We start from the raw sequence: 20,456 nt of genomic DNA, 5'->3' as shown, positions 1-20,456 counted from the left end.
TGAGGTCATGTCCAACGAGTCGCCTCTGATCATGAGCCTGCGCACCGCTGTCGACGCGGCGCCCTCGGACGTGCCCCTGCGACTGCACCTGGCAGAGCTGCTGCTCGGCGTGGGCCTGGCCGAAGCCGCCGTGGCCCAGGCCGCGGTGGCGCTCCAGCACGCACCGGGGGACGAGGCGGCACGGGAGCTGATGATGCGCGCGATGGGGCTGCCGCGGCAGGCCACCGAGATGCGGGCGGTGGGGCCGCCGCAGCAGGTCGGCGAGATGCGGACGACGGGACTGCCGCAGCAGGCCACCGTCCCCACGGCCCCCGCTCCGGCCGAAGCCCCGTCCCCGGCGGGCGGGTTCGACTGGCGGTCCGCCGAGGACGAGATCAGGGACGTGGTCCCGCCGCGCTTCGTCTCCTCCGCGCCGCCCGGTCCGCCGCAGCCGCCGGCCGCGGTGCCGCCCCCCGGCACCACCCCCGAGGCGCTGCCCGTGGACGGCGGCGGCGACCCCGGGGACGCCGTGGCGTGGGAGGCCGAAGCGCCCGCGCTGCGCCTCGCCGACGTCGGCGGAATGTACGAGGTCAAGGAGCGCCTCGAAGCGGCCTTCCTGGCCCCCATGCGCAACCCCGAACTGCGCAAGCTCTACGGCAAGAGCCTGCGTGGCGGGCTCCTCCTCTACGGCCCGCCCGGCTGCGGCAAGACGTTCATCGCCCGCGCCGTCGCCGGTGAGCTGGGCGCCCGTTTCCTCTCCGTCTCGGTCAACGACGTCCTCGACATGTGGATCGGCAACTCCGAGCGCAACATGCACGAGGTCTTCGAGACCGCCCGCCGGATGGCCCCGTGCGTGGTGTTCCTCGACGAGCTGGACGCCCTCGGCGCCAAGCGCAGCCGTACGGCCACCAGCGGCATGCGCAACACCGTCAACCAGCTCCTCACCGAACTCGACGGCGTCGACGGTGCCAACGAGGGCGTCTTCGTCCTCGCCGCCACCAACGTCCCCTGGGACGTGGACATCGCGCTGCGCCGCCCCGGCCGCCTGGACCGCACCCTGCTCGTGCTGCCGCCCGACGCCGCCGCGCGGGAGACGATCCTCCGCTACCACCTGCGCGACCGTCCCATCGAATCCGTCGACGTCGGCAAGCTCGTCAAGGTCACCGAGGACTTCTCCGGCGCCGACCTCGCCCACGTCTGCGAGTCCGCCGCCGAGACGGCCCTCCTCGACTCCGCCCGCACCGGCACGGTCCGGATGATCAACATGAAGGACCTGCTGGCCGCCGCGAAGGCGGTACGGCCCTCCACCGAACCCTGGTTCGCCACCGCCCGCAACGTCGCCATGTTCGCCAACGACGGCGGCTCCTACGACGATCTGCTCGCCTACCTCAAGAAGAAGCGCCGCCTGTGACGACTCAGCACCCACTCACCGAGCAGGCCGCGGCGCTCCACGCGCTGGACCGTCATGACGAGGCCAAGGAGCTGCTGGCCCGCCGGCTCGCGGAGGACACCGAGGACAGCGCGGCCTGGGTCCAGCTCGCCCGCTGCCACCTCGCCCTGCGGGAGTACGACGAGGTGATCCGTACGACCGCCGAGGCGCTGCGCATCGCCCCCGACGACTGGGACGCGCTGGCCGTGCGGACGTACGGGCTGCGGCGCACGGGACGCCGGGACGAAGCGCTCGCCGCCGCCCAGGAGTCCGTCCGGCTGGGCCCGGAGTCGTCGCTGGCCCATGTCGCCCTGTCCGAGGCGCTCATGGCCTGGCCGGAGCGGCTACCCGAGTCGCTCGCGGCGGCCGAGCAGGCCGTCCGGCTCAACTCCGAGTACCGCGAGGCGCACTACGCGCTGTGGAAGGTGGCGCTCTTCGCGGGCCGGGCCGACGCCGCCGAGTTCGCCGTGCGCCAGGCCCTGCGACTGGACCCGGAGGACGCCTGGGCGCTGGAGGAGCTCGCCGGCATGCAGGGCGCCGACCCCGGCGTCCGCCTCCCGGCCAAGGCGGCGGCGTACGCGGACGCCCTCGCCGCCGCCCCCGACTCCACATCCCTGCGCGCCAGGCTGGATCTGACGGTCTACCGGATGCTGCGCGGCACCCGCTGGCTCGCGGTACTCAGCCTCTGCATCGCGGGCGTCTTCGTCGACCTCTTCCCCACCGAGGGCGAGACGCCCAAGGAGCTGCCGCAGCCGCTCGGCATGCGCCTCTACGCGCTGTTCCTGATGGCGCTGGGCTGGGGCCTCGGCGCGCTGCTGCGCTACCGCAACCTCCGCCGAGGCGTCCGGCTCACCCTCCAGTCCCTGCTGCGGCGGATGTTCTGGGCGCGCCTGGTGCTGGCCCAGGCGGTCTGGGGGACGCTGATCGCCGTGGTGATCGCGCTGGTCCCGTGGAGCGAACGCGGCATACCGCAGGTGCTGTTCTGGACCGGTCTCCTGCCGGTGCTCCTGACGATCTGGTTCGACCGCCCGCGCAAGCGCTGATTCGTGCCGCCCGTCCGCCGCTGACCCGTGCCGCCCGTCCGCCGCTGACCCGTGCCGCCCGTCCGCACCACCGTCGTGGCGAGGCCCCGATAGCATGCCCGTGTACCGATCTTCAGCCAAGCGAACCGATCACCAGCGAACGAGGAGGCCCGGCCATGGCGGGAGAGCCGCAGACCGACTGCCTGTTCTGCAAGATCGTCTCGGGAGACATCCCGGCGACCATCGTCCGGGAGAGCGAGACCACCGTCGCCTTCCGCGACATCAACCCGCAGGCCCCGACCCACGTCCTGGTCATCCCCAAGGTCCACTACCCGGACGCCGCCTCGCTGGCCGCCGCCGAACCGCAGATCGCCGCCGACGTGCTGCGCGAGGCCGGAGCGGTCGCCGCCGACGAGAAGGTGGACGCCACCGGCTACCGGATCATCCTCAACACGGGCTCCGGCGCCGGCCAGACCGTCTTCCACGCGCACGCCCACGTCCTGGGCGGCCGAGGCCTCCAGTGGCCCCCCGGATAGCGCCCGCCCCGTAGGAGCTCCTCCCCATGTCCGTACGCGAGCTGGTGGTGCTCGGCACCGCCAGCCAGGTCCCCACCCGGCACCGCAACCACAACGGCTATCTGCTGCGCTGGGACGGCCAGGGCATCCTCTTCGACCCCGGCGAGGGCACCCAGCGCCAGATGCTGCGGGCCGGGGTCGCCGCACACGACATCGACCGGATCTGCGTCACCCACTTCCACGGCGACCACTCCCTCGGCCTCGCCGGGGTGATCCAGCGGATCAACCTGGACCAGGTGCCGCACCCCGTCACCGCCCACTACCCGGCGAGCGGGCAGCGCTTCTTCGACCGGCTGCGGTACGCCACCGCCTACCGCGAGACCGTCGAGCTGACCGAGGCCCCGGTCGCCGGAGCCGGCGGACCCCTCGCCACCACCCCCGCGTACACCCTGGACAGCCACCGGCTCTCGCACCCCGTGGAGTCCTACGGCTACCGCCTCACCGAGCCCGACACCCGTCGCATGCTGCCCGCCCTCCTCAAGGAGCACGGCATCGCCGGACCGGACGTCGGCCGCCTCCAGCGTGCGGGCACCCTGGGCGATGTGACCCTGGAGCAGGTCTCCGAGCACCGGCGCGGGCAGCGGTTCGCGTTCGTCATGGACACCCGGCTCTGCGACGGGGTGTACGCGCTCGCCGAGGCGTGCGACATGCTCGTCATCGAGTCGACCTTCCTCGACGAGGACGAGAAGCTGGCCACCGACCACGGCCACCTGACCGCCGGGCAGGCCGCCCGGGTGGCGAAGGAATCAGGCGTACGCCACCTGGTGCTGACCCACTTCTCACAGCGCTACAGCGACCCCGAACTCTTCGAGGCCCAGGCCCGCGCCGCCGGGTTCGACGGCGAGCTCACCGTCGCCCAGGACCTGATCCGGGTCCCGCTCCCCACCCGGCACCACTGAACCCACCTGTTCGACCACCCCCCCACCAGCACCACCGTTTGTGAGACACCGTGCACCTCCCCAAGGCAGAACTCCACCTCCACATCGAAGGCACCCTCGAACCCGAACTGGCCTTCGCCCTCGCGGAACGCAACGGGGTGGCCCTGCCGTACGCCTCGACCGACGAGCTGCGCAGCGCCTACCACTTCGACGACCTGCAGTCCTTCCTGGACCTGTACTACGCGCTGATGGCCGTGCTGCGCACCGAAGCGGACTTCACCGAACTCGCCGACGCCTATCTGGCCCGCGCCGCAGCCCAAGGCGTCCGGCACGCCGAGATCTTCTTCGACCCGCAGGCCCACACCGCCCGCGGCATCCCGATCGGCACGGTCATCGAGGGGCTGAGCCGGGCGCTGGAGCGCAGCGAGGAGACCCACGGCATCTCCACCCAGCTCATCCTGTGCTTCCTGCGCGACCTCTCCGCCGAAGCCGCCCTCGGCACCCTGGAGGCGGCCCGCCCCTACCTGCACCGGATCAGCGCCGTCGGCCTGGACTCCGCCGAGGCCGGTCACCCGCCCGCCAAGTTCCGCGAGGTGTACGAGGCGGCCACCGCCCTCGGGCTGCGCAAGGTGGCCCACGCGGGGGAGGAGGGGCCGCCGGAGTACATCAGCCAGGCGCTGGACGTCCTCGGCGTCGAGCGGATCGACCACGGGCTGCGCTGCCTGGAGGACCGGGCGCTGGTGGCACGGCTGGTCGTGGACCGCGTGCCGCTGACGCTCTGCCCGCTGTCCAACGTACGGCTGCGCACGGTCGACACGCTGAAGGACCACCCGCTGCCGCAGATGCTGGCCGCGGGTCTTGTGTGCACGGTGAACTCCGACGACCCCGCCTACTTCGGCGGGTACGCCGGGGACAACTTCGACGCCGTACGGGACGCCCTCGCCCTGGACCCCGAGCAGCTGCGCACCCTGGCCCGCAACTCCTTCGAGGCGGCATTCCTCGACCACGACGAGGAGCGCCGGGCGCGCTACCTGTCCGAGGTCGAGGCGTACGCGTTCGACTGACCGGGCCCGCCGTCCGGACCGGCCGCCCGGATCGCGCTGCGCACCAGCCGCCTGCGCCGCAGACCCGGTACGCGGAGCTCGGTGACGGCCTGCTCCGGTGAACCGAGCTTCGGCACGGCACCGGACAGGCTGCCCGTGGTGGCGGCCAGCAGGGCGGCCGGGGCGCCGCCACGGCGGCGGACCGAACCGGACACCAGCGGGCGGCCACCGGTGTGCAGCGCCACGGCGGTCACCGGCGCGGCGACCAGCAGGGTCGCCGCACCCAGGATCAGCCCCATCACCGGGTAGCCGGCCTCCTCCGAGAGCACGCTGCCCAGAAGCGGGCCGCAGGCCACGCCCACCGACGAGGCAGAGCCCGCCAGGACCGCCCAGCGGCCCCGTACGTCCAGGGAGGCGGCCAGGCCGATCAGGTAGGAGAGGACCACCGGGTAGACGGTGTTCCACAGGATCTCGCCCCCCGCGAACGACCCCAGGTCCCGGGCCGAGGAACTGACCACGATGCTTCCCGCGATGACCACGGTCCCCAGCCCGATCGGCACCGCCCGGCCCAGCCGCGCGCCGAGCACCCCGGCGCCCATGACGCCCAGCAGACCCGCGCCGAGGGCGGCGGCGAACACCGCGCCGACGGTGACCTCGGTGAGGCCCGCCTGGACCACGCCGATACGGCTGCTGACACCCCACAGCGCGTTCTGCGCCATGGACCAGACGAGCATGCCGCCCGCCAGGACGAGACCGGAGCGGCGGTGCGGCAGCCGCCCGGTGATCTGCGCGGTGGACCCCTCCGCCGTGCTCGGGCCCCCGAGCCGGGCGGTCGCGGGCCAGACGAACAGGGCGACCAGGGCGATCGCGGCGAACGGCAGCCGGTGGCCGCCGCCGAGGTGCGGGATCGTCAGGTAGAGCGCGCCCGCGGTGGCGGAGACGCTGAGCAGTCCGAGCGAGGACGTGCGGTGCGGGTCGCGCTGCGCGGCGATCCCGGCCGCGGCGACCGCCGTCGCCGCCCCCGACCCGAAGCCGCCGACCACCACGGAGAGCACCACCAGCGGCACGGACCCGGCCAGGGCCGCGGACCCGTACCCCACGGCGGCCAGCACCAGACCGACACGGGCCGGGGTGCGGGACCCGTACCGCTCGACCCGGCCCGCCAGGGTGAAGCCGGCACTCGCCGAACTCAGCAGCAGCGCACTGCCGACCAGGCCCGCCTGAGCGGGCGTCAGCCCGAGATGGACGCTGAGGCGGCCGACGATGGTGGGAAGCAGATAGGAGGCGAGGTAACCGGCGGTGAACACGGCGACCAGGGGCCACGCGGCGCGGGGGCGCGGGGACATGGGCGTTCCTGAAGACATGCCTGAGCAGGCAGGGGGAGGGGGGGAGATGAAGCGGGCGCGCCCGAGAAGGGCAGCGCGAAGCAAGCGGGGGTGGCGGGAATGCGAGGAGGTACGGCGAGATACGCGGAGCTACGGGGAAGTGCGGCTCTCGTCGGACGACGTCCCCGAAGGTGCTCGCGGGGCAATTTGTATCAAGTGCTCCCCGCCGCCCGAAAGTCGCCCCGCCGTGATCTGGGTCACTTATGCGTTTATGCGCTCAGAAGCCGGGTAGCAACGCCTGTTTATGCAGGTCAGGATGGTCCTGTCGGCCTCTGCCGGATCGGCGACGAGACTCCGCCCCCGCGCCCCCATCAGGCAGACTGGCCGGATCTCACACTGTCCAGACTGCCGCACGGCCGGGGAGCGCACGGTGAGCACTGACACTCCAGGTATCGACCCGCTGCTGGCGCTGCGCGCCCCGCAGGACCCCGCCTGCGACGTCTTCCTGACGGGCACGGTCTTCCTCGACATCATCTTCACCGGCCTGGACAGCGCCCCCGTGCGCGGCACCGAGTCCTGGGCCCGGGGGATGGGCTCCAGCCCCGGCGGCGTCGCCAACATGGCCACCGCGCTCGCCCGGCTCGGCCTGCACACCTCCCTCGCCGCGGCCTTCGGCGACGACCACTACGGGGAGTACTGCTGGGACGCCCTCGAACAGGGCGAGGGCATCGACCTGTCGATGTCGCACACCGTCCCCGGCTGGCATTCCCCGGTGACCGTCTCCATGGCGTACGAGGGGGAGCGCACGATGGTCTCGCACGGCCACGAGGCCCCGGCGCCCGCCGCCACCGCCGTCCCGGGGCAGGCGGCCCCCGCCGCCGCCCCGAACCCGGTCTTCCCGCAGTGCCCGCCGCGCGCCCGCGCCGCCATCGCCTCCCTCGTCCCCGGCCGCAGCGAACCCTGGGTGGCCACCGCCGTCCGGCACGGCGCGCTGATCTTCGCCGACGTCGGCTGGGACGAGACCGGCCGCTGGGACCTGGACGCCCTGCCCGGCCTGACGCACTGCGAGGCGTTCCTGCCCAACGCCGAGGAGGCGATGCGCTACACCCGCACCGACTGCCCGCGCGCCGCCGCCCACGCGCTCGCCGAACGCGTCCCGCTCGCCGTGGTCACCCTCGGCGCCGAGGGAGCGTACGCCGTCGACGGACGCACCGGCGACAGCGCCCAGGTGCCCGCGATCGAGGTGGAAACCCTCGACCCGACCGGCGCCGGGGACGTCTTCGTGGCCGGATTCGTCACCGGCACCCTCGCCGACTGGCCGCTCGCCGACCGCCTCGCCTTCGCCGGGCTGACCGCCGCCCTCTCGGTCCAGGAGTTCGGCGGCTCGCTCTCCGCACCCGGCTGGGCCGAGATCGCCGCCTGGTGGCAGCGGATCCGCACCTGCGAGAGCCAGGACCCCACCGCGCTGGAGCGGTACGCGTTCCTGGAGGAGCTGCTCCCCACCACCGCCCGTGCCTGGCCGCTGCGGCGCGCGGTCCCCACGATCGGCTTCCGTCAGTGAGCCGGCCCGGGGACGCCCCACGGCGCCGCCGGTAAAACCTCTCGGTGTTGTCACTGTCAGGTCGTAGGCTTGGTAATCCAGAGGTTGTCGAGCAGCGAGAACCCTGCAACGGGAGGTATGCGCAGGCCCGAGGGCCGGCCCATGACTCAGACACCCACACAGCCGCAGGCGCGTGCCCAGATCAGGATCCCGGCCGCACACCCCATGGTGATGCTCCTGGGATCGGGTGACTCGCTGTTGCGCGTGATCGAAGAGGCTTTCCCGGCGGCCGACATCCATGTCCGGGGCAACGAGATCAGCGCCACGGGCGGGGCGGCCGACGTCGCCCTCATCCAGCGCCTGTTCGACGAGATGATGCTCGTGCTCCGCACCGGAGCGCCGATGACGGAGGACGCAGTGGAACGGTCGATCGCCATGCTCAGGGCGGCCGGCACCGGCGAGGGAGACCCCCAGGGCGAGACCCCCGCCGAGGTGCTCACCCAGAACATCCTCTCCAACCGCGGCCGCACCATCCGCCCCAAGACGCTCAACCAGAAGCGGTACGTCGACGCGATCGACGAGCACACGATCGTCTTCGGGATCGGCCCGGCGGGCACCGGCAAGACCTACCTGGCCATGGCCAAGGCGGTCCAGGCGCTCCAGGCCAAGCAGGTCAGCCGCATCATCCTGACCCGCCCCGCCGTCGAGGCGGGGGAGCGACTCGGCTTCCTGCCGGGCACGCTCTTCGACAAGATCGACCCGTATCTGCGCCCGCTCTACGACGCCCTGCACGACATGCTCGACCCCGATTCGATCCCGCGCCTGATGGCGGCGGGCACGATCGAGGTGGCGCCCCTGGCGTACATGCGTGGTCGCACGCTCAACGACGCCTTCATCATCCTCGACGAGGCGCAGAACACCAGCGCCGAGCAGATGAAGATGTTCCTCACCCGCCTCGGCTTCGACTCCAAGATCGTCATCACCGGTGACGTCACCCAGGTCGACCTGCCGAGCGGCACCAAGAGCGGGCTGCGGCAGGTCCAGGAGATCCTGGAGGGCCTGGACGACGTGCACTTCTCCCGCCTCACCTCCCAGGATGTCGTCCGGCACAAGCTCGTCGGCCGTATCGTCGACGCGTACGAGAAGTACGACAGCCGAAACGGTCAACGAGACGGTCAGGCGGACGGCCGGGAAGACGGCCGACGCGACCGGCGTCAAGGGAAGTAGCCGCAGGACACCATGTCGATCGATGTCAACAACGAGTCCGGAACCGAGGTCGACGAGCAGGCGATCCTCGACATCGCCCGCTACGCACTGGCCCGGATGCGGATCCACCCGCTGTCCGAGCTCTCGGTGATCGTGGTGGACACCGACGCCATGGAGCAGCTGCACATCCAGTGGATGGACCTCCCCGGTCCGACCGACGTCATGTCCTTCCCGATGGACGAGCTCCGTCCGCCGGCCAAGGACGACGACGAGCCCCCGCAGGGTCTCCTCGGTGACATCGTGCTCTGCCCGGAGGTCGCGCGGAAGCAGGGCGAAGAGGCGCCGACGCAGCACTCCATGGACGAGGAGCTCCAGCTCCTGACCGTCCACGGGGTGCTGCACCTGCTGGGGTACGACCACGAGGAACCGGACGAGAAGGCCGAGATGTTCGGACTCCAGGCCGCCATCGTGGACGGCTGGCGCGGTGAGCACGGGCTCACCGGCGCGTCCCCCGCCCCCACCGTCTCGTGATCGCGCCCCTGATCACCGGCGCCGTCCTGCTGGTCGTCGTCGGCTGGCTGGCCGCCTGCGCCGAGGCGGGCATCGCCCGTACGTCGAGCTTCCGGGCGGACGAGGCGGTCCGGGCCGGCCGGCGCGGCAGCGCGAAGCTGGCGCAGGTCGCCGCCGACCCGGTGCGCTATCTCAACGTCGCCCTGCTGGTGCGGGTCGCCTGCGAGATGTCGGCCGGGGTGCTCGTCACCTACGCCTGCCTGCAGAGGTTCCCCGAGACCTGGGAGGCGCTCGCCGTGGCGATGGGCGTGATGGTCCTCGTCAGCTATGTCGCCATCGGGGTCTCCCCGCGCACCATCGGCCGCCAGCACCCGCTGAACACGGCGACGGCCTCGGCGTACGTGCTGCTGCCGCTGGCCCGGATCATGGGCCCGATCCCGCAGCTGCTGATCCTCATCGGCAACGCGCTGACCCCCGGTAAGGGGTTCCGCAAGGGCCCGTTCGCCAGCGAGGCCGAGCTGCGCGCCATGGTCGACCTCGCCGAGGCGGAGTCGCTGATCGAGGACGACGAGCGCCGCATGGTGCACTCGGTCTTCGAGCTGGGCGACACCCTGGTGCGCGAGGTGATGGTGCCCCGCACCGACCTGGTCTCCATCGAGCGCTACAAGACGATCCGTCAGGCCCTCACCCTCGCCCTGCGCTCCGGTTTCTCCCGGATCCCCGTCACCGGCGAGAACGAGGACGACATCGTCGGGATGGTCTACCTCAAGGACCTGGTCCGCAAGACCCACATCAACCGCGAGTCCGAGGCCGACCCGGTCTCCACCGCGATGCGCCCCGCCGCGTTCGTCCCCGACACCAAGAACGCCGGGGACCTGCTGCGCGAGATGCAGCGGGACCGCAGCCATGTCGCCGTCGTCATCGACGAGTACGGCGGCACGGCCGGCATCGTCACGATCGAGGACATCCTGGAGGAGATCGTCGGCGAGATCACCGACGAGTACGACCGCGAGCTGCCGCCCGTCCAGGAGCTGGAGAACGGCTGCTACCGGGTGACCGCGCGGCTCGACATCGGCGATCTGGGCGACCTCTTCGGGCTCGACGAGTACGACGACGAGGACGTGGAGACCGTCGGCGGGCTGCTCGCCAAGGCGCTCGGCCGGGTCCCGATCGCCGGGGCCTCGGCCGTCGTCGAGCTGCCCGACAGCCGCAGGCTCCGGCTCACCGCCGAGTCCCCGGCCGGCCGCCGGAACAAGATCGTCACGGTGCTGGTGGAGCCCGAGGAGAAGGAAGCGGAGACGGAGACGGTATGACGCCCGAGCGACTGCGCGCCTTCTGCCTGGAGTTCAACGCGAGCGTGGAGGAGTTCCCGTTCGGCCCGGAGACCTCGGTCTTCAAGGTGCTCGGCAAGGTGTTCGCCCTCGCCGCGCTGGACGCCAGGCCGCTGACGGTCAACCTCAAGTGCGACCCGGACGAGGCGGTCCGCCTCCGCGAGGAGCACCCGGCGGCCGTCGTGCCCGGCTGGCACATGAACAAGCGCCACTGGAACACGGTGACCGTCTCCGGCGTCCCGGACAAGCTGCTGCGCGAGCTGATCGAGGACTCCTACGACCTGGTGGTCGCCGGACTCCCGAAGGCGCAGCGGCTGCGGCTGGACCGCACGTAGCACGCACGCGTACGTGGACGGGCTCGCTCCTCCCCCGTGGGGAGCGGGCCCGTCCACGGACCGGCGTACGGGCGTGGCCCGTCCGCCTACCGGCGTGAGCTCAGCCGCGCCGCAGCCCCACCGCCACCGCCGCGCCCGCCGCCAGCAGGACGGCCGCCGCGATCGCCACCACCGTCCGTACGCCGTCGAACAGCCCGCCCTGTGTCGTCGCCAGCACCCCCAGCAGCGGGATGCCGATCGTGATTCCCACCTGCTGGGTGGTGGTGACCAGGCCGGTCGCGAGCCCCTGCTCCTCGTTCGGGACGCCGGACGTCACGATCAGGCCGTACGCGATGATCGCGCCGAGGTGGCACATGCTCGCCAGCGACACCGCCGCCGTCGCCAGCCAGACCCCCGACCCGGTACCGAGCCCCAACAGCGCGCCGATGAACAGCCCCTGGCCGAGCAGCGACACCACCAGGGTCCGGCGCGCGCCGATCCTGCCGATCAGCTTCGGCGCGTACATCCCCGCCACCACCGACAGCACGCCCTGCACGCCGAAGACGAGCCCGGTGGCGAACGGGGAGAGGCCCAGGACCTCCTGGAGGTAGAGCGTCAGGACGAAGACGACGGTGCTCATCATCGAGAAGGTGACGAGCCCGCCCAGATTGCCGAGCGCCACCGTCCGCCGCCGCAGCATCGGCAGCGAGACCAGCGGGGCCGCCGCCCGGGACTCCACGACCACGAACGCGGCCAGCAGGCCGATGCCCAGGACCAGGGTGACCAGCACGTCCGCGCCCCCGAAGCCGTGCTCCGCCGCCGTGGTCAGGGCGTGGATCAGCGCCAGCAGCCCGCCGGTGACGGCGACCGCGCCCGGTACGTCGAGCCGGGGACGGTCCGGCGTACGCGACTCCTCCAGCACCTTCGGGGCCAGCACCAGCACCACCGCCGAGGCCACGGTCAGCAGGCCCATCGTGGAGCGCCAGCCCAGCGTGCCGGTCAGCACGCCGCCCGCCACCATGCCCACCGTGAAGCCGAGCGAGAGCAGGGTCCCGCTGATCCCGAGCGCCCGGTCCCGCAGGGGGCCCTCCGGGAACGTGGTGGTCAGCAGGGACATCCCGGTCGGCACGATCACCGCCGCCCCGAGGCCCTGGAGGACCCGCCCGGCGAGGAAGGAGGCCGGGTCCCACGCCAGGGTCGCCAGGAGCGAGGAGGCGCCGAAGAGGGCGAGTCCGGCGAGGAACAGCCGGCGCCGCCCGTACAGGTCGGCGATCCTCCCGAACAGCAGCAGGAAGCCGCCCGACGGCAGCGCGAACGCGGTCACCGCCCACTGGAGCCCCGAGGTGGAGAGCCCCAGGTCCTTGCCCAGGACGGGCAGGGCCACATTCAGTACGGAGAAGTCGAGGGCCACCATGAACTGGGCGGCGCACAGCACGAAGAGCACGAGCCGGGCCCGTCCGGAGAGCCGGGGCGGGGGCGGCGCGGGAGAGGCCGGGGACGGTACGGGAGGGGCCGGGGAGAGCGGGGGAGCAGGGGTTCCAGGGGTTTCGATCGCCATGGGCCCACCCTGCGGCGGCCGGAATGTCCGTGGGGAGCGGGAACTTATCCTGTTGCCCGCACCACCAGGCACGGGGGACCACCGGGCGCACCACGACACCAGGGGGAGTACGTGGCCGCACCGGCCCGGCAGAGGACGGACGAGGCGAAAGCCCACCGCCTCGCCGAACTGCGCGAGTTCCTGATGAGCCGGCGGGCCCGCGTCACCCCGGCCGACGCCGGTCTCCCGGACGGCGGCGCCCGCCGGCGTACGCCCGGCCTGCGCCGGGAGGAGGTCGCCGTCCTCGCGGGCGTCGGCGTCTCCTGGTACCAGTGGCTGGAGCAGGGCCGCGACATCACCGTCTCGCCGCAGGTGCTGGACGCCGTCGCCCGCGTCCTGCGGCTCAGCAGCGCCGAGCGCCGCCACCTGTACGTCCTGGCCGGGCTGAACGCGCCCCCGCCGGAGGTCGACCCGGCGCACGCCGACATGTGCGAGGGGCTGGTCCGGCTGATCGACGCGTGGATGCCGTACCCGGCCCACATCATGGACCGGTACTGGAACACCGTCCTGTACAACGACGCGGGCCGCCGCGATCCTCGGGATGCGCCCCGACATCCGGCAGAACTGCCTGATCGACTTCTTCGCCGACCCCGTCTACCGCGCGCGGACCGGGCGGAGCTGGGCGGCGCTCGCCCCGCAGGTGGTGGCCCAGTACCGGGCGGCCTGCTCGGAGTGCCCGGACGACGACGGCTTCCGGGCCGTCGTCGAGGAGGCGAAGGCGGCCAGTGCGCACTTCGCCGAGCTGTGGGAGCGGCGCGACATCGCCCCCGCCGGGCAGAACCGCAAGGAGGTCGAGCACCCGCTGGCCGGCCGGCTGGCCCTGGAGGCCACCCAGCTGCGGGTGCCCGCCCGCCCGGACCTGGCGATCGTGCTGCACACCCCGCTGCCGGACACCGGGACCGAGGCCAGGCTCCAGTGGCTGGTTTCGCCCGAGGGCCGCCGCGGCTCGATGTACCCGGTGCCGGGGTGAGTGGACCCGCGCGGCCGGGCGCTTCGTATGCTCGTGCCATGACCGACACCACCGACCTCGACGCCGAGGACCGCAAGATCGTCACCCTGGCGCGCAGCGCTCGCGCCCGCAACGGTGTGGCCGAGGGCGCCGCCGTGCGGGACGAGACGGGACGTACGTATGTGGCGGGCACCGTGGCGCTGGAGTCGCTGAAGCTGAGCGCCCTGCGGACCGCCGTGGCCATGGCGGTCGCCAGCGGCGCCACCTCGCTGGAGGCCGCGGCCGTGGTCTCCAGCGCCGATACCCCCGCCGACGAGGACCGCGCCGCCGTACGCGACCTGGGCGGCCCGCAGACCCCGGTGCTGCTCGCCGGCCCGGACGGCACCCTGCGGCTGCGGGTCACAGCGGGCTGACGGCCGCCCGGGCCCGCTCCTCCCGGTGGCCCTCCCGCGCGACCCGGCCCGGCCCTCCGGCGGCACTCCCGCTCCGGCCTTCCGGCGCGTCCGGGCGGACCGCTGTACGGGAGCGCCGCCGCGATCGGGGAGAATGGTCGCCATGAGCGCTCGACCGAACCAAGAAGCCGCTGCCCAGCGGGCGGAGAACGACGCCCCCCACCGGGCCGGCTTCGCCTGCTTCGTGGGCCGCCCCAACGCGGGCAAGTCCACCCTGACGAACGCTCTGGTCGGTCAGAAGGTGGCGATCACCTCCAACCGCCCCCAGACCACCCGGCACACCGTGCGCGGCATCGTGCACCGTGACGACGCGCAGCTGATCCTGGTCGACACCCCCGGCCTCCACAAGCCGCGCACGCTCCTCGGCGAGCGGCTGAACGACGTGGTGCGCACCACCTGGGCCGAGGTCGACGTCATCGGCTTCTGCCTGCCCGCCGACCAGAAGCTCGGTCCGGGCGACAAGTACATCGTCAAGGAGCTCGCGGGGATCAGGAAGACCCCCAAGATCGCCATCATCACCAAGACCGACCTGGTCGAGTCGAAGGCGCTGGCCGAACAGCTCCTCGCGGTCTCCGCGCTCGCCGAGGAGCTCGGCTTCGAGTGGGCCGAGATCATTCCGGTGTCGGCGGTCAAGGACCAGCAGGTGAGCCTGCTGGCCGATCTCATCGCCCCGCTGCTCCCCGAGAGCCCGCCGCTCTACCCGGAGGGCGACCTCACCGACGAGCCGGAGATGGTCATGGTCGCGGAGCTGATCCGCGAGGCCGCGCTGGAGGGCGTACGCGACGAGCTGCCGCACTCCATCGCCGTCGTGGTCGAGGAGATGCTGCCGCGCACGGACCGTCCGGCGGACAAGCCGCTGCTGGACATCCACGCCAACGTCTACATCGAGCGCCCCAGCCAGAAGGGCATCATCATCGGCCCGAAGGGCAAGCGGCTGAAGGAGGTCGGCACCAAGTCGCGCAAGCACATCGAGGCGCTGCTCGGCACACCCGTCTTCCTCGACCTGCATGTGAAGGTCGCCAAGGACTGGCAGCGCGATCCGAAGCAGCTGCGGAAGCTGGGCTTCTAGCAGAGCCCGGGGGCCGGTCTCACGCGCCCTCCTTGAGGACACGTGAGACCAGCGTGCGCTGGGCCCCGGTCAGATCGGGGTCAGCGCAGTACACGGTGCGGTCGCCGACCGTGATCGCGTACCGGAATCCGTCCGGCACACCGGACGGCGGTGGTGCGTCCGGGGTGGAGGCGAGGAGTTCCTCGACGAGCGACTCCCACTCGGCGGCGTCCTCCCGCTCCTCGGTGTCGACCTCGTGCTGGCGGGAGATGCCGGCGAAGCCGCCGGTACGGGTGACCTGAATACGCATGGGGTCCCATCTGGCCGGGGCCGGTCGAACGCTCAAGGATGCCTCGTGAGCCTGCCCTGCTACACGGTGGGTACGCCCACCTCGGACCAGGCCTTCAGGACCGCCTCCCTCTCGCCGCGCTCCCCGAAGCGGGCGCCGGCCGCCGCGACCGTCAGCCGGGCGAACTCGGCGAAGTCGGCGGTGGCCGACAGCTCGCCGCCGGTCAGCACGTCGAACCAGATCTGTCCGGCCCGCTCCCAGGCGTTGCCGCCCAGCGCGGTGGCCAGCAGGTGGAAGGCGCGGTTGGGGATGCCGGAGTTGATGTGGACCCCGCCGTTGTCCTCCTCCGTCTCGACGTACTCCTCCATCGACGCGGGCTGCGGGTCCTTGCCGAGCACATCGTCGTCGTACGCCGTGCCGGGGGCCTTCATCGAGCGCAGGGCGTCGCCGGTGACCCGGGGCGCCAGCAGCCCCGCGCCGATCAGCCAGTCGGCCTGCTCCGCGCTCTGGCCGAGTGAGTACTGCTTGACCAGCGAGCCGAAGACGTCGGAGACGGACTCGTTGAGCGCGCCCGACTGGCCCTCGTAGCGCAGGTTGGCGGTGTACTGGGTCAGGCCGTGGGCCAGTTCGTGGGCGATGACGTCGATGGCGTAGGTGAAGTCGAGGAAGATCTCCCCGTCCCCGTCCCCGAAGACCATCTGCTCGCCGTCGAAGAACGCGTTGTTGTACTCGTGGCCGTAGTGCACGGAGCCGACGAGGGGCAGGCCCTTGCCGTCGATCGAGCTGCGCCCGTAGGCGGAGAGCAGCAGTTCGAAGGTGGCGCCGAGTCCGGCGTACGCGCGGTTGACGCTGGCGTCCGAGGTGGGCTTGTCGCCCTCGTCGCGGACCTGGGTGCCCGGCAGGGAGGTGCCGTTCTCGCAGTCGTACAGGGTGCGGTGGGGCCTGGTGGGGACCGCGCCCGCGGTGGGGGCGGCGGGCGTCGCGGCCAGGGCCGTCAGCCGGCGGCGGGCGCGGCGGAGGCCGTCGGCCTCCAGGGTGCGGCGGGCCGGACCGGCCAGCCGGGGGTCACCGGAGTGGGACAGCTTGTCGAGGAGGTGGGGCGGCACGATGGTGCAGAAGACGGGGTGGCGCCCGTCCTCATCGGTTCGAGGGTGCATGGAGACAACTGTGGCACTCCGTCACCGCGCTGTCACTGGTTGCGACGATGATTGACGAAATGGAGTGATGAGTCACCGTTTTCCCCTCATCGATGCCCGGTCCCGCATACTGATACGGACCGACACCCCGGGCCGCCCTCGGCTACGCTCGTCGCATCATGCGTTTCGGGCTGCTTCTGCTTAGCTGCCGCGGCGAGGGCCTGTAGTCGTAGGCCGACCCCCTCCCCGCGGAGTGTGGTGGTGCAGCGACACCGTCGGCCGACCCCATGTCGGACCCCCAGGAGCCCTACGTCATGACCACCGTGAACCCCGCCGGTAACGCTGTCGGCCGCCCCACGCCGATCACCAACGCGACGCAGCTGCAGAAGCCGTCCGGGATGCCGGTCCACAAGTACCGCGGTTACGAGGCCGTGGACATCGCCGGCCGCACCTGGCCCGACAACCGGATCACCGCGGCGCCCCGCTGGCTGTCCACCGACCTGCGCGACGGCAACCAGGCGCTGATCGACCCGATGTCCCCGGCCCGCAAGCGCGAGATGTTCGACCTGCTCGTACGCATGGGCTACAAGGAGATCGAGGTCGGCTTCCCGTCCTCCGGCGAGACCGACTTCGCCTTCGTCCGCTCCATCATCGAAGAGGGCGCGATCCCCGAGGACGTGACGATCTCCGTCCTGACGCAGGCCCGCGAGGAGCTGATCGAGCGGACCGTGGAGTCGCTGGCCGGCGCCCGCCGGGCCACCGTCCACCTGTACAACGCCACCGCCCCCACCTTCCGCCGCGTGGTCTTCCGGGGCTCGAAGGAGCAGGTCAAGCAGATCGCGGTGGACGGTACGCGGCTGGTGATGGAGTACGCCGAGAAGATCCTGGGCCCCGAGACGACCTTCGGCTACCAGTACAGCCCGGAGATCTTCACCGACACCGAGCTGGACTTCGCCCTGGAGGTCTGCGAGGCGGTCTGTGACGTCTGGCAGCCCGAGGAGGGCCGCGAGATCATCCTGAACCTGCCCGCCACCGTGGAGCGCTCCACCCCCTCCACCCACGCGGACCGCTTCGAGTGGATGTCGCGCAACCTGACCCGTCGTGAGTTCGTCTGCCTGTCGGTCCACCCGCACAACGACCGGGGCACCGCCGTCGCCGCCGCCGAGCTGGCCGTCATGGCCGGCGCCGACCGCATCGAGGGCTGCCTGTTCGGGCAGGGCGAGCGCACCGGCAACGTCGACCTGGTCACCCTGGGCATGAACCTGTTCTCGCAGGGCGTGGACCCGCAGATCGACTTCTCGCAGATCGACGAGGTCCGCCGCACCAGCGAGTACTGCAACCAGATGGAGATCCACCCGCGCCACCCCTACGCGGGCGATCTCGTCTACACCGCCTTCTCCGGCTCCCACCAGGACGCCATCAAGAAGGGCTTCGACGCCATGGAGGCCGACGCGGCCGCCCAGGGCAGGACGGTCGACGACATCGAGTGGGCCGTGCCGTACCTGCCGATCGACCCGAAGGACGTCGGCCGCTCCTACGAGGCGGTCATCCGGGTCAACTCGCAGTCCGGCAAGGGCGGTATCGCCTACGTCCTGAAGAACGACCACAAGCTGGACCTGCCGCGCCGGATGCAGATCGAGTTCTCCCGGATCATTCAGGCCAAGACCGACGCCGAGGGCGGCGAGGTCACCCCGCAGCAGATCTGGTCCACCTTCCAGGACGAGTACCTGCCCAACCCCAAGGACGCCGCGGCTCGTTGGGGTCGCGTCCAGATCCGCTCCGGCCAGACCACGACCGACACCGACGGCCAGGACACCCTGACCGTCGAGGCCACCGTGGACGGCACCGACACCGTGCTGACCGGCACGGGCAACGGCCCGATCTCCGCGTTCTTCGACGCGCTGCAGGCCATCGGCATCGACGCCCGGCTGCTGGACTACACCGAGCACACGATGAGCGAGGGCGCCAGCGCCCAGGCCGCCTCGTACATCGAGTGCGCGATCGACGGCAAGGTGCTGTGGGGCATCGGCATCGACGCCAACACCACCCGCGCCTCGCTGAAGGCGGTCGTCTCCGCGGTCAACCGCGCCTCCCGCTGACCCGGCCGGACGCCCTCGCGTACGGACGTCCGCTTTGACCCCGTACGGGACCTGCCCGCGAACCCCGACCGCCCGCTCCGGGCGGTCGGGGTTCGGCCATATCCGAGGGTTGTGACCTCCGGGATACTGACGCCGCCTCGCGCATGTGGCTAACATCACGTCCAACACACGGCAGTGTTGCCGGAGCGTTACGGAGGTGTGCGACGTGCGGTCAGCCAAAGGACAACGCGCTCTGAGGCCGGTCCTCTGCGGCATCCGCACGGTCTGGGACGCCGTCGGCGACGGCGCCTTCTTCTGCTCCGGCTGCGGAGGCGACCGCAACTACCGCCGCCTCACCGGCCGCCGCCGCCTCACCGTCCTCGGCATCCCGCTGGCCCGCCGGGGCGAGACCGGGCCCGTCGTGGAGTGCACCGCCTGCCGCGCCCGCTTCGCCCCTGACGCCCTGGACCACCCCACCACCACCCGGTTCTCCTCGATGCTCCGGGAGGCCGTCCACACCGTCACCCTGGCCGTCCTCGCGGCCGGCGGGACCACCTCCCGTACGGTCCTGGACACCGCGGTCGGGGTCGTCCGCGACGCCGGGCTCGACGACTGCACCCAGGAGCAGCTGTACACCGTGGTGGAGGTGCTCGCCGCCGACACCGGGTACGGCTCCGGGTCCGGCCCGGCGGCCGAGGCGTGCGGCCCGACCCTCGCCATCGAGCTGCACGAGGTGCTGGCCCCGCTCGCCCCGCACCTGGCCACCGGGGGCCGCGAGTCGGTCCTCCTCCAGGGCGCCCGGATCGCGCTCGCCGACGGCCCCTACAGCCCGGCCGAGCGCGAGGTCCTCACCACGGTGGGCGGCGCCCTGAAGCTCCCCGCCGACGACACCGCCCGCCTGCTGGCCGCCGCCGCGCGCACGCCCTCCTAGAGGGCCCATAGGACCTCCTGGAGGCGTACAGGCGTCCGGGTGTGGGCGACAATGGGCCCATGAGCTTGTTCCGGGACGATGGCGTCGTACTGCGTACGCAGAAACTGGGCGAGGCCGACCGGATCATCACGATCCTGACCCGCGGCCACGGCCGGGTCCGCGCCGTCGCCCGGGGGGTGCGCCGCACCAAGTCCAAGTTCGGCGCCCGCCTGGAGCCCTTCTCCCACGTCGACGTGCAGTTCTTCGCCCGGGGCAGCGAGCTGGTCGGCCGCGGCCTGCCGCTGTGCACCCAGAGCGAGACGATCGCCCCGTACGGCGGCGGGATCGTCGCCGACTACGCCCGGTACACGGCCGGCACCGCGATGCTGGAGACCGCCGAGCGGTTCACCGACCACGAGGGCGAACCGGCCGTCCAGCAGTACCTGCTCCTCGTCGGCGGCCTGCGCACCCTCGCCCGGGGCGAGCACGCCCCCCACCTGATCCTGGACGCCTTCCTGCTGCGCTCGCTCGCGGTGAACGGGTACGCGCCGAGCTTCGAGGACTGCGCCAGGTGCGGAATGCCGGGTCCGAACCGGTTCTTCTCCGTCGCGGCGGGGGGCGTCATATGCGGTGACTGCCGGGTCCCCGGCAGCGTCGTACCCTCGGCACAGGCCCTGGGGCTGCTGAGCGCGCTGCTCAGCGGCGACTGGGCGACGGCGGACGCGTGCGAGGCGCGTCATGTCAGGGAGGGGAGCGGGCTGGTGTCCGCGTATCTGCACTGGCATCTGGAGCGCGGCCTGCGCTCGCTGCGGTACGTCGAGAAGTGACGCGGTGCGTCGGGCAGA

General features: G+C 72.1%; 19 protein-coding genes and 1 pseudogene. 16 read left to right on the top strand and 4 right to left on the bottom strand.

The window, feature by feature from the left end:
• The first annotated feature begins 7 nt into the window (after window positions 1-7).
• The 5 genes from ACIQAK_RS03515 to ACIQAK_RS03495 all read left to right on the top strand — a co-directional run bounded on the left by ACIQAK_RS03515 (window position 8) and on the right by ACIQAK_RS03495 (window position 4,947).
• A complete protein-coding gene (locus ACIQAK_RS03515; protein WP_366387980.1) occupies window positions 8-1,390 on the top strand; it encodes an ATP-binding protein in 1,383 nt (460 codons plus the stop codon).
• Entirely contained in the window at window positions 1,387-2,451 is a 1,065-nt protein-coding gene (locus tag ACIQAK_RS03510; protein ID WP_366387981.1) for a tetratricopeptide repeat protein, read from the top strand. Before ACIQAK_RS03515 ends, ACIQAK_RS03510 begins: the two co-directional genes overlap by 4 nt.
• Window positions 2,452-2,606: 155 nt before the next feature.
• Window positions 2,607-2,966: a histidine triad nucleotide-binding protein gene (locus ACIQAK_RS03505; RefSeq protein ID WP_366387982.1), complete on the top strand. Its 360-nt coding sequence runs from the start codon at window positions 2,607-2,609 to the stop codon at window positions 2,964-2,966.
• Between the two features lie 26 nt (window positions 2,967-2,992).
• Window positions 2,993-3,904 carry a ribonuclease Z gene (locus ACIQAK_RS03500; RefSeq protein WP_366387983.1) on the top strand — a complete coding sequence of 304 codons (912 nt, stop codon included), beginning with the start codon at window positions 2,993-2,995 and terminating at the stop codon, window positions 3,902-3,904.
• A gap of 50 nt (window positions 3,905-3,954) precedes the next feature.
• A complete protein-coding gene (locus tag ACIQAK_RS03495) occupies window positions 3,955-4,947 on the top strand; it encodes an adenosine deaminase (RefSeq protein ID WP_366387984.1) in 993 nt (330 codons plus the stop codon).
• Here the strand turns inward: ACIQAK_RS03495 and ACIQAK_RS03490 are convergent.
• On the bottom strand, window positions 4,911-6,272 hold the full coding sequence (locus tag ACIQAK_RS03490) for an MFS transporter (RefSeq protein WP_366387985.1): 1,362 nt from the start codon (window positions 6,270-6,272) through the stop codon (window positions 4,911-4,913). The genes ACIQAK_RS03495 and ACIQAK_RS03490 overlap by 37 nt on opposite strands.
• Window positions 6,273-6,681: 409 nt before the next feature.
• Here ACIQAK_RS03490 and ACIQAK_RS03485 point away from each other — a divergent pair, with 409 nt between their 5' ends.
• The 5 genes from ACIQAK_RS03485 to ACIQAK_RS03465 all read left to right on the top strand — a co-directional run bounded on the left by ACIQAK_RS03485 (window position 6,682) and on the right by ACIQAK_RS03465 (window position 11,173).
• The gene (locus ACIQAK_RS03485; protein ID WP_366387986.1) at window positions 6,682-7,812 is read left to right on the top strand and encodes a PfkB family carbohydrate kinase; all 1,131 of its coding nucleotides are present in this window, start codon (window positions 6,682-6,684) and stop codon (window positions 7,810-7,812) included.
• Between the two features lie 141 nt (window positions 7,813-7,953).
• Window positions 7,954-9,018, top strand: a complete 1,065-nt coding sequence (locus ACIQAK_RS03480; protein ID WP_366387987.1) for a PhoH family protein — start codon at window positions 7,954-7,956, stop codon at window positions 9,016-9,018.
• 12 nt (window positions 9,019-9,030) lie between these two features.
• Complete coding sequence (ybeY, locus tag ACIQAK_RS03475; RefSeq protein WP_366387988.1) at window positions 9,031-9,528, top strand: rRNA maturation RNase YbeY; 498 nt, start codon at window positions 9,031-9,033, stop codon at window positions 9,526-9,528.
• Window positions 9,525-10,820 carry a hemolysin family protein gene (locus tag ACIQAK_RS03470; protein ID WP_366387989.1) on the top strand — a complete coding sequence of 432 codons (1,296 nt, stop codon included), beginning with the start codon at window positions 9,525-9,527 and terminating at the stop codon, window positions 10,818-10,820. The genes ybeY and ACIQAK_RS03470 overlap by 4 nt, the downstream gene beginning before the upstream one ends.
• Window positions 10,817-11,173, top strand: a complete 357-nt coding sequence (locus tag ACIQAK_RS03465; RefSeq protein WP_366387990.1) for an MmcQ/YjbR family DNA-binding protein — start codon at window positions 10,817-10,819, stop codon at window positions 11,171-11,173. Before ACIQAK_RS03470 ends, ACIQAK_RS03465 begins: the two co-directional genes overlap by 4 nt.
• A 100-nt stretch (window positions 11,174-11,273) precedes the next feature.
• On the opposite strand, the gene ACIQAK_RS03460 is transcribed toward ACIQAK_RS03465, so the two are convergent.
• A complete protein-coding gene (locus ACIQAK_RS03460; protein ID WP_366387991.1) occupies window positions 11,274-12,710 on the bottom strand; it encodes an MFS transporter in 1,437 nt (478 codons plus the stop codon).
• A 183-nt stretch (window positions 12,711-12,893) separates the two neighbouring features.
• Between ACIQAK_RS03460 and ACIQAK_RS03455 the strand changes: the two are divergent.
• From ACIQAK_RS03455 to era, 3 genes and pseudogenes are all read left to right on the top strand, one after another.
• Window positions 12,894-13,719: pseudogene (locus ACIQAK_RS03455) on the top strand (helix-turn-helix transcriptional regulator).
• Between the two features lie 38 nt (window positions 13,720-13,757).
• Window positions 13,758-14,111, top strand: coding sequence for a cytidine deaminase (locus ACIQAK_RS03450; protein ID WP_366387992.1), 354 nt, complete (start codon window positions 13,758-13,760; stop codon window positions 14,109-14,111).
• Window positions 14,112-14,244: 133 nt separating this feature from the next.
• On the top strand, window positions 14,245-15,219 hold the full coding sequence (era, locus tag ACIQAK_RS03445; RefSeq protein WP_366387993.1) for a GTPase Era: 975 nt from the start codon (window positions 14,245-14,247) through the stop codon (window positions 15,217-15,219).
• A 19-nt stretch (window positions 15,220-15,238) separates the two neighbouring features.
• Here the strand turns inward: era and ACIQAK_RS03440 are convergent, their stop codons facing one another.
• Window positions 15,239-15,508: a protealysin inhibitor emfourin gene (locus ACIQAK_RS03440; protein ID WP_366387994.1), complete on the bottom strand. Its 270-nt coding sequence runs from the start codon at window positions 15,506-15,508 to the stop codon at window positions 15,239-15,241.
• A 59-nt stretch (window positions 15,509-15,567) separates the two neighbouring features.
• A complete protein-coding gene (locus tag ACIQAK_RS03435) occupies window positions 15,568-16,644 on the bottom strand; it encodes a M4 family metallopeptidase (RefSeq protein ID WP_366387995.1) in 1,077 nt (358 codons plus the stop codon).
• A gap of 293 nt (window positions 16,645-16,937) precedes the next feature.
• Here ACIQAK_RS03435 and leuA point away from each other — a divergent pair, with 293 nt between their 5' ends.
• The 3 genes from leuA (at window position 16,938) to recO (ending at window position 20,438) form a co-directional block, all read left to right on the top strand.
• On the top strand, window positions 16,938-18,722 hold the full coding sequence (leuA, locus tag ACIQAK_RS03430; protein WP_366387996.1) for a 2-isopropylmalate synthase: 1,785 nt from the start codon (window positions 16,938-16,940) through the stop codon (window positions 18,720-18,722).
• 205 nt (window positions 18,723-18,927) lie between these two features.
• Window positions 18,928-19,632 carry a TerB family tellurite resistance protein gene (locus ACIQAK_RS03425; RefSeq protein WP_366387997.1) on the top strand — a complete coding sequence of 235 codons (705 nt, stop codon included), beginning with the start codon at window positions 18,928-18,930 and terminating at the stop codon, window positions 19,630-19,632.
• Window positions 19,633-19,691: 59 nt separating this feature from the next.
• On the top strand, window positions 19,692-20,438 hold the full coding sequence (gene recO / locus ACIQAK_RS03420) for a DNA repair protein RecO (protein WP_366387998.1): 747 nt from the start codon (window positions 19,692-19,694) through the stop codon (window positions 20,436-20,438).
• Window positions 20,439-20,456 lie beyond the last annotated feature (18 nt).

The sequence above is a fragment of the Streptomyces sp. NPDC088706 genome (assembly GCF_044752765.1).
In the GTDB taxonomy this organism is placed as follows: Bacteria; Actinomycetota; Actinomycetes; order Streptomycetales; family Streptomycetaceae; genus Streptomyces.
The sequence above is the reverse complement of the archived record's forward strand: the minus strand, read 5'-3'. Positions and strand labels throughout refer to the sequence as shown.

Excerpts from the sequence above, each read along its gene's own strand:
- ACIQAK_RS03515 (WP_366387980.1), top strand. The coding sequence starts at position 8 with ATGTCCAACGAGTCGCCTCTGATCATGAGCCTGCGCACCGCTGTCGAC.
- ACIQAK_RS03505 (WP_366387982.1), top strand. The coding sequence starts at position 2,607 with ATGGCGGGAGAGCCGCAGACCGACTGCCTGTTCTGCAAGATCGTCTCG.
- ACIQAK_RS03500 (WP_366387983.1), top strand. The coding sequence starts at position 2,993 with ATGTCCGTACGCGAGCTGGTGGTGCTCGGCACCGCCAGCCAGGTCCCC.
- ACIQAK_RS03490 (WP_366387985.1), bottom strand. The coding sequence starts at position 6,272 with ATGTCCCCGCGCCCCCGCGCCGCGTGGCCCCTGGTCGCCGTGTTCACC.
- ACIQAK_RS03480 (WP_366387987.1), top strand. The coding sequence starts at position 7,954 with ATGACTCAGACACCCACACAGCCGCAGGCGCGTGCCCAGATCAGGATC.
- ybeY (WP_366387988.1), top strand. The coding sequence starts at position 9,031 with ATGTCGATCGATGTCAACAACGAGTCCGGAACCGAGGTCGACGAGCAG.
- ACIQAK_RS03465 (WP_366387990.1), top strand. The coding sequence starts at position 10,817 with ATGACGCCCGAGCGACTGCGCGCCTTCTGCCTGGAGTTCAACGCGAGC.
- ACIQAK_RS03460 (WP_366387991.1), bottom strand. The coding sequence starts at position 12,710 with ATGGCGATCGAAACCCCTGGAACCCCTGCTCCCCCGCTCTCCCCGGCC.
- ACIQAK_RS03450 (WP_366387992.1), top strand. The coding sequence starts at position 13,758 with ATGACCGACACCACCGACCTCGACGCCGAGGACCGCAAGATCGTCACC.
- era (WP_366387993.1), top strand. The coding sequence starts at position 14,245 with ATGGTCGCCATGAGCGCTCGACCGAACCAAGAAGCCGCTGCCCAGCGG.
- ACIQAK_RS03440 (WP_366387994.1), bottom strand. The coding sequence starts at position 15,508 with ATGCGTATTCAGGTCACCCGTACCGGCGGCTTCGCCGGCATCTCCCGC.
- ACIQAK_RS03435 (WP_366387995.1), bottom strand. The coding sequence starts at position 16,644 with ATGCACCCTCGAACCGATGAGGACGGGCGCCACCCCGTCTTCTGCACC.
- leuA (WP_366387996.1), top strand. The coding sequence starts at position 16,938 with ATGACCACCGTGAACCCCGCCGGTAACGCTGTCGGCCGCCCCACGCCG.
- recO (WP_366387998.1), top strand. The coding sequence starts at position 19,692 with ATGAGCTTGTTCCGGGACGATGGCGTCGTACTGCGTACGCAGAAACTG.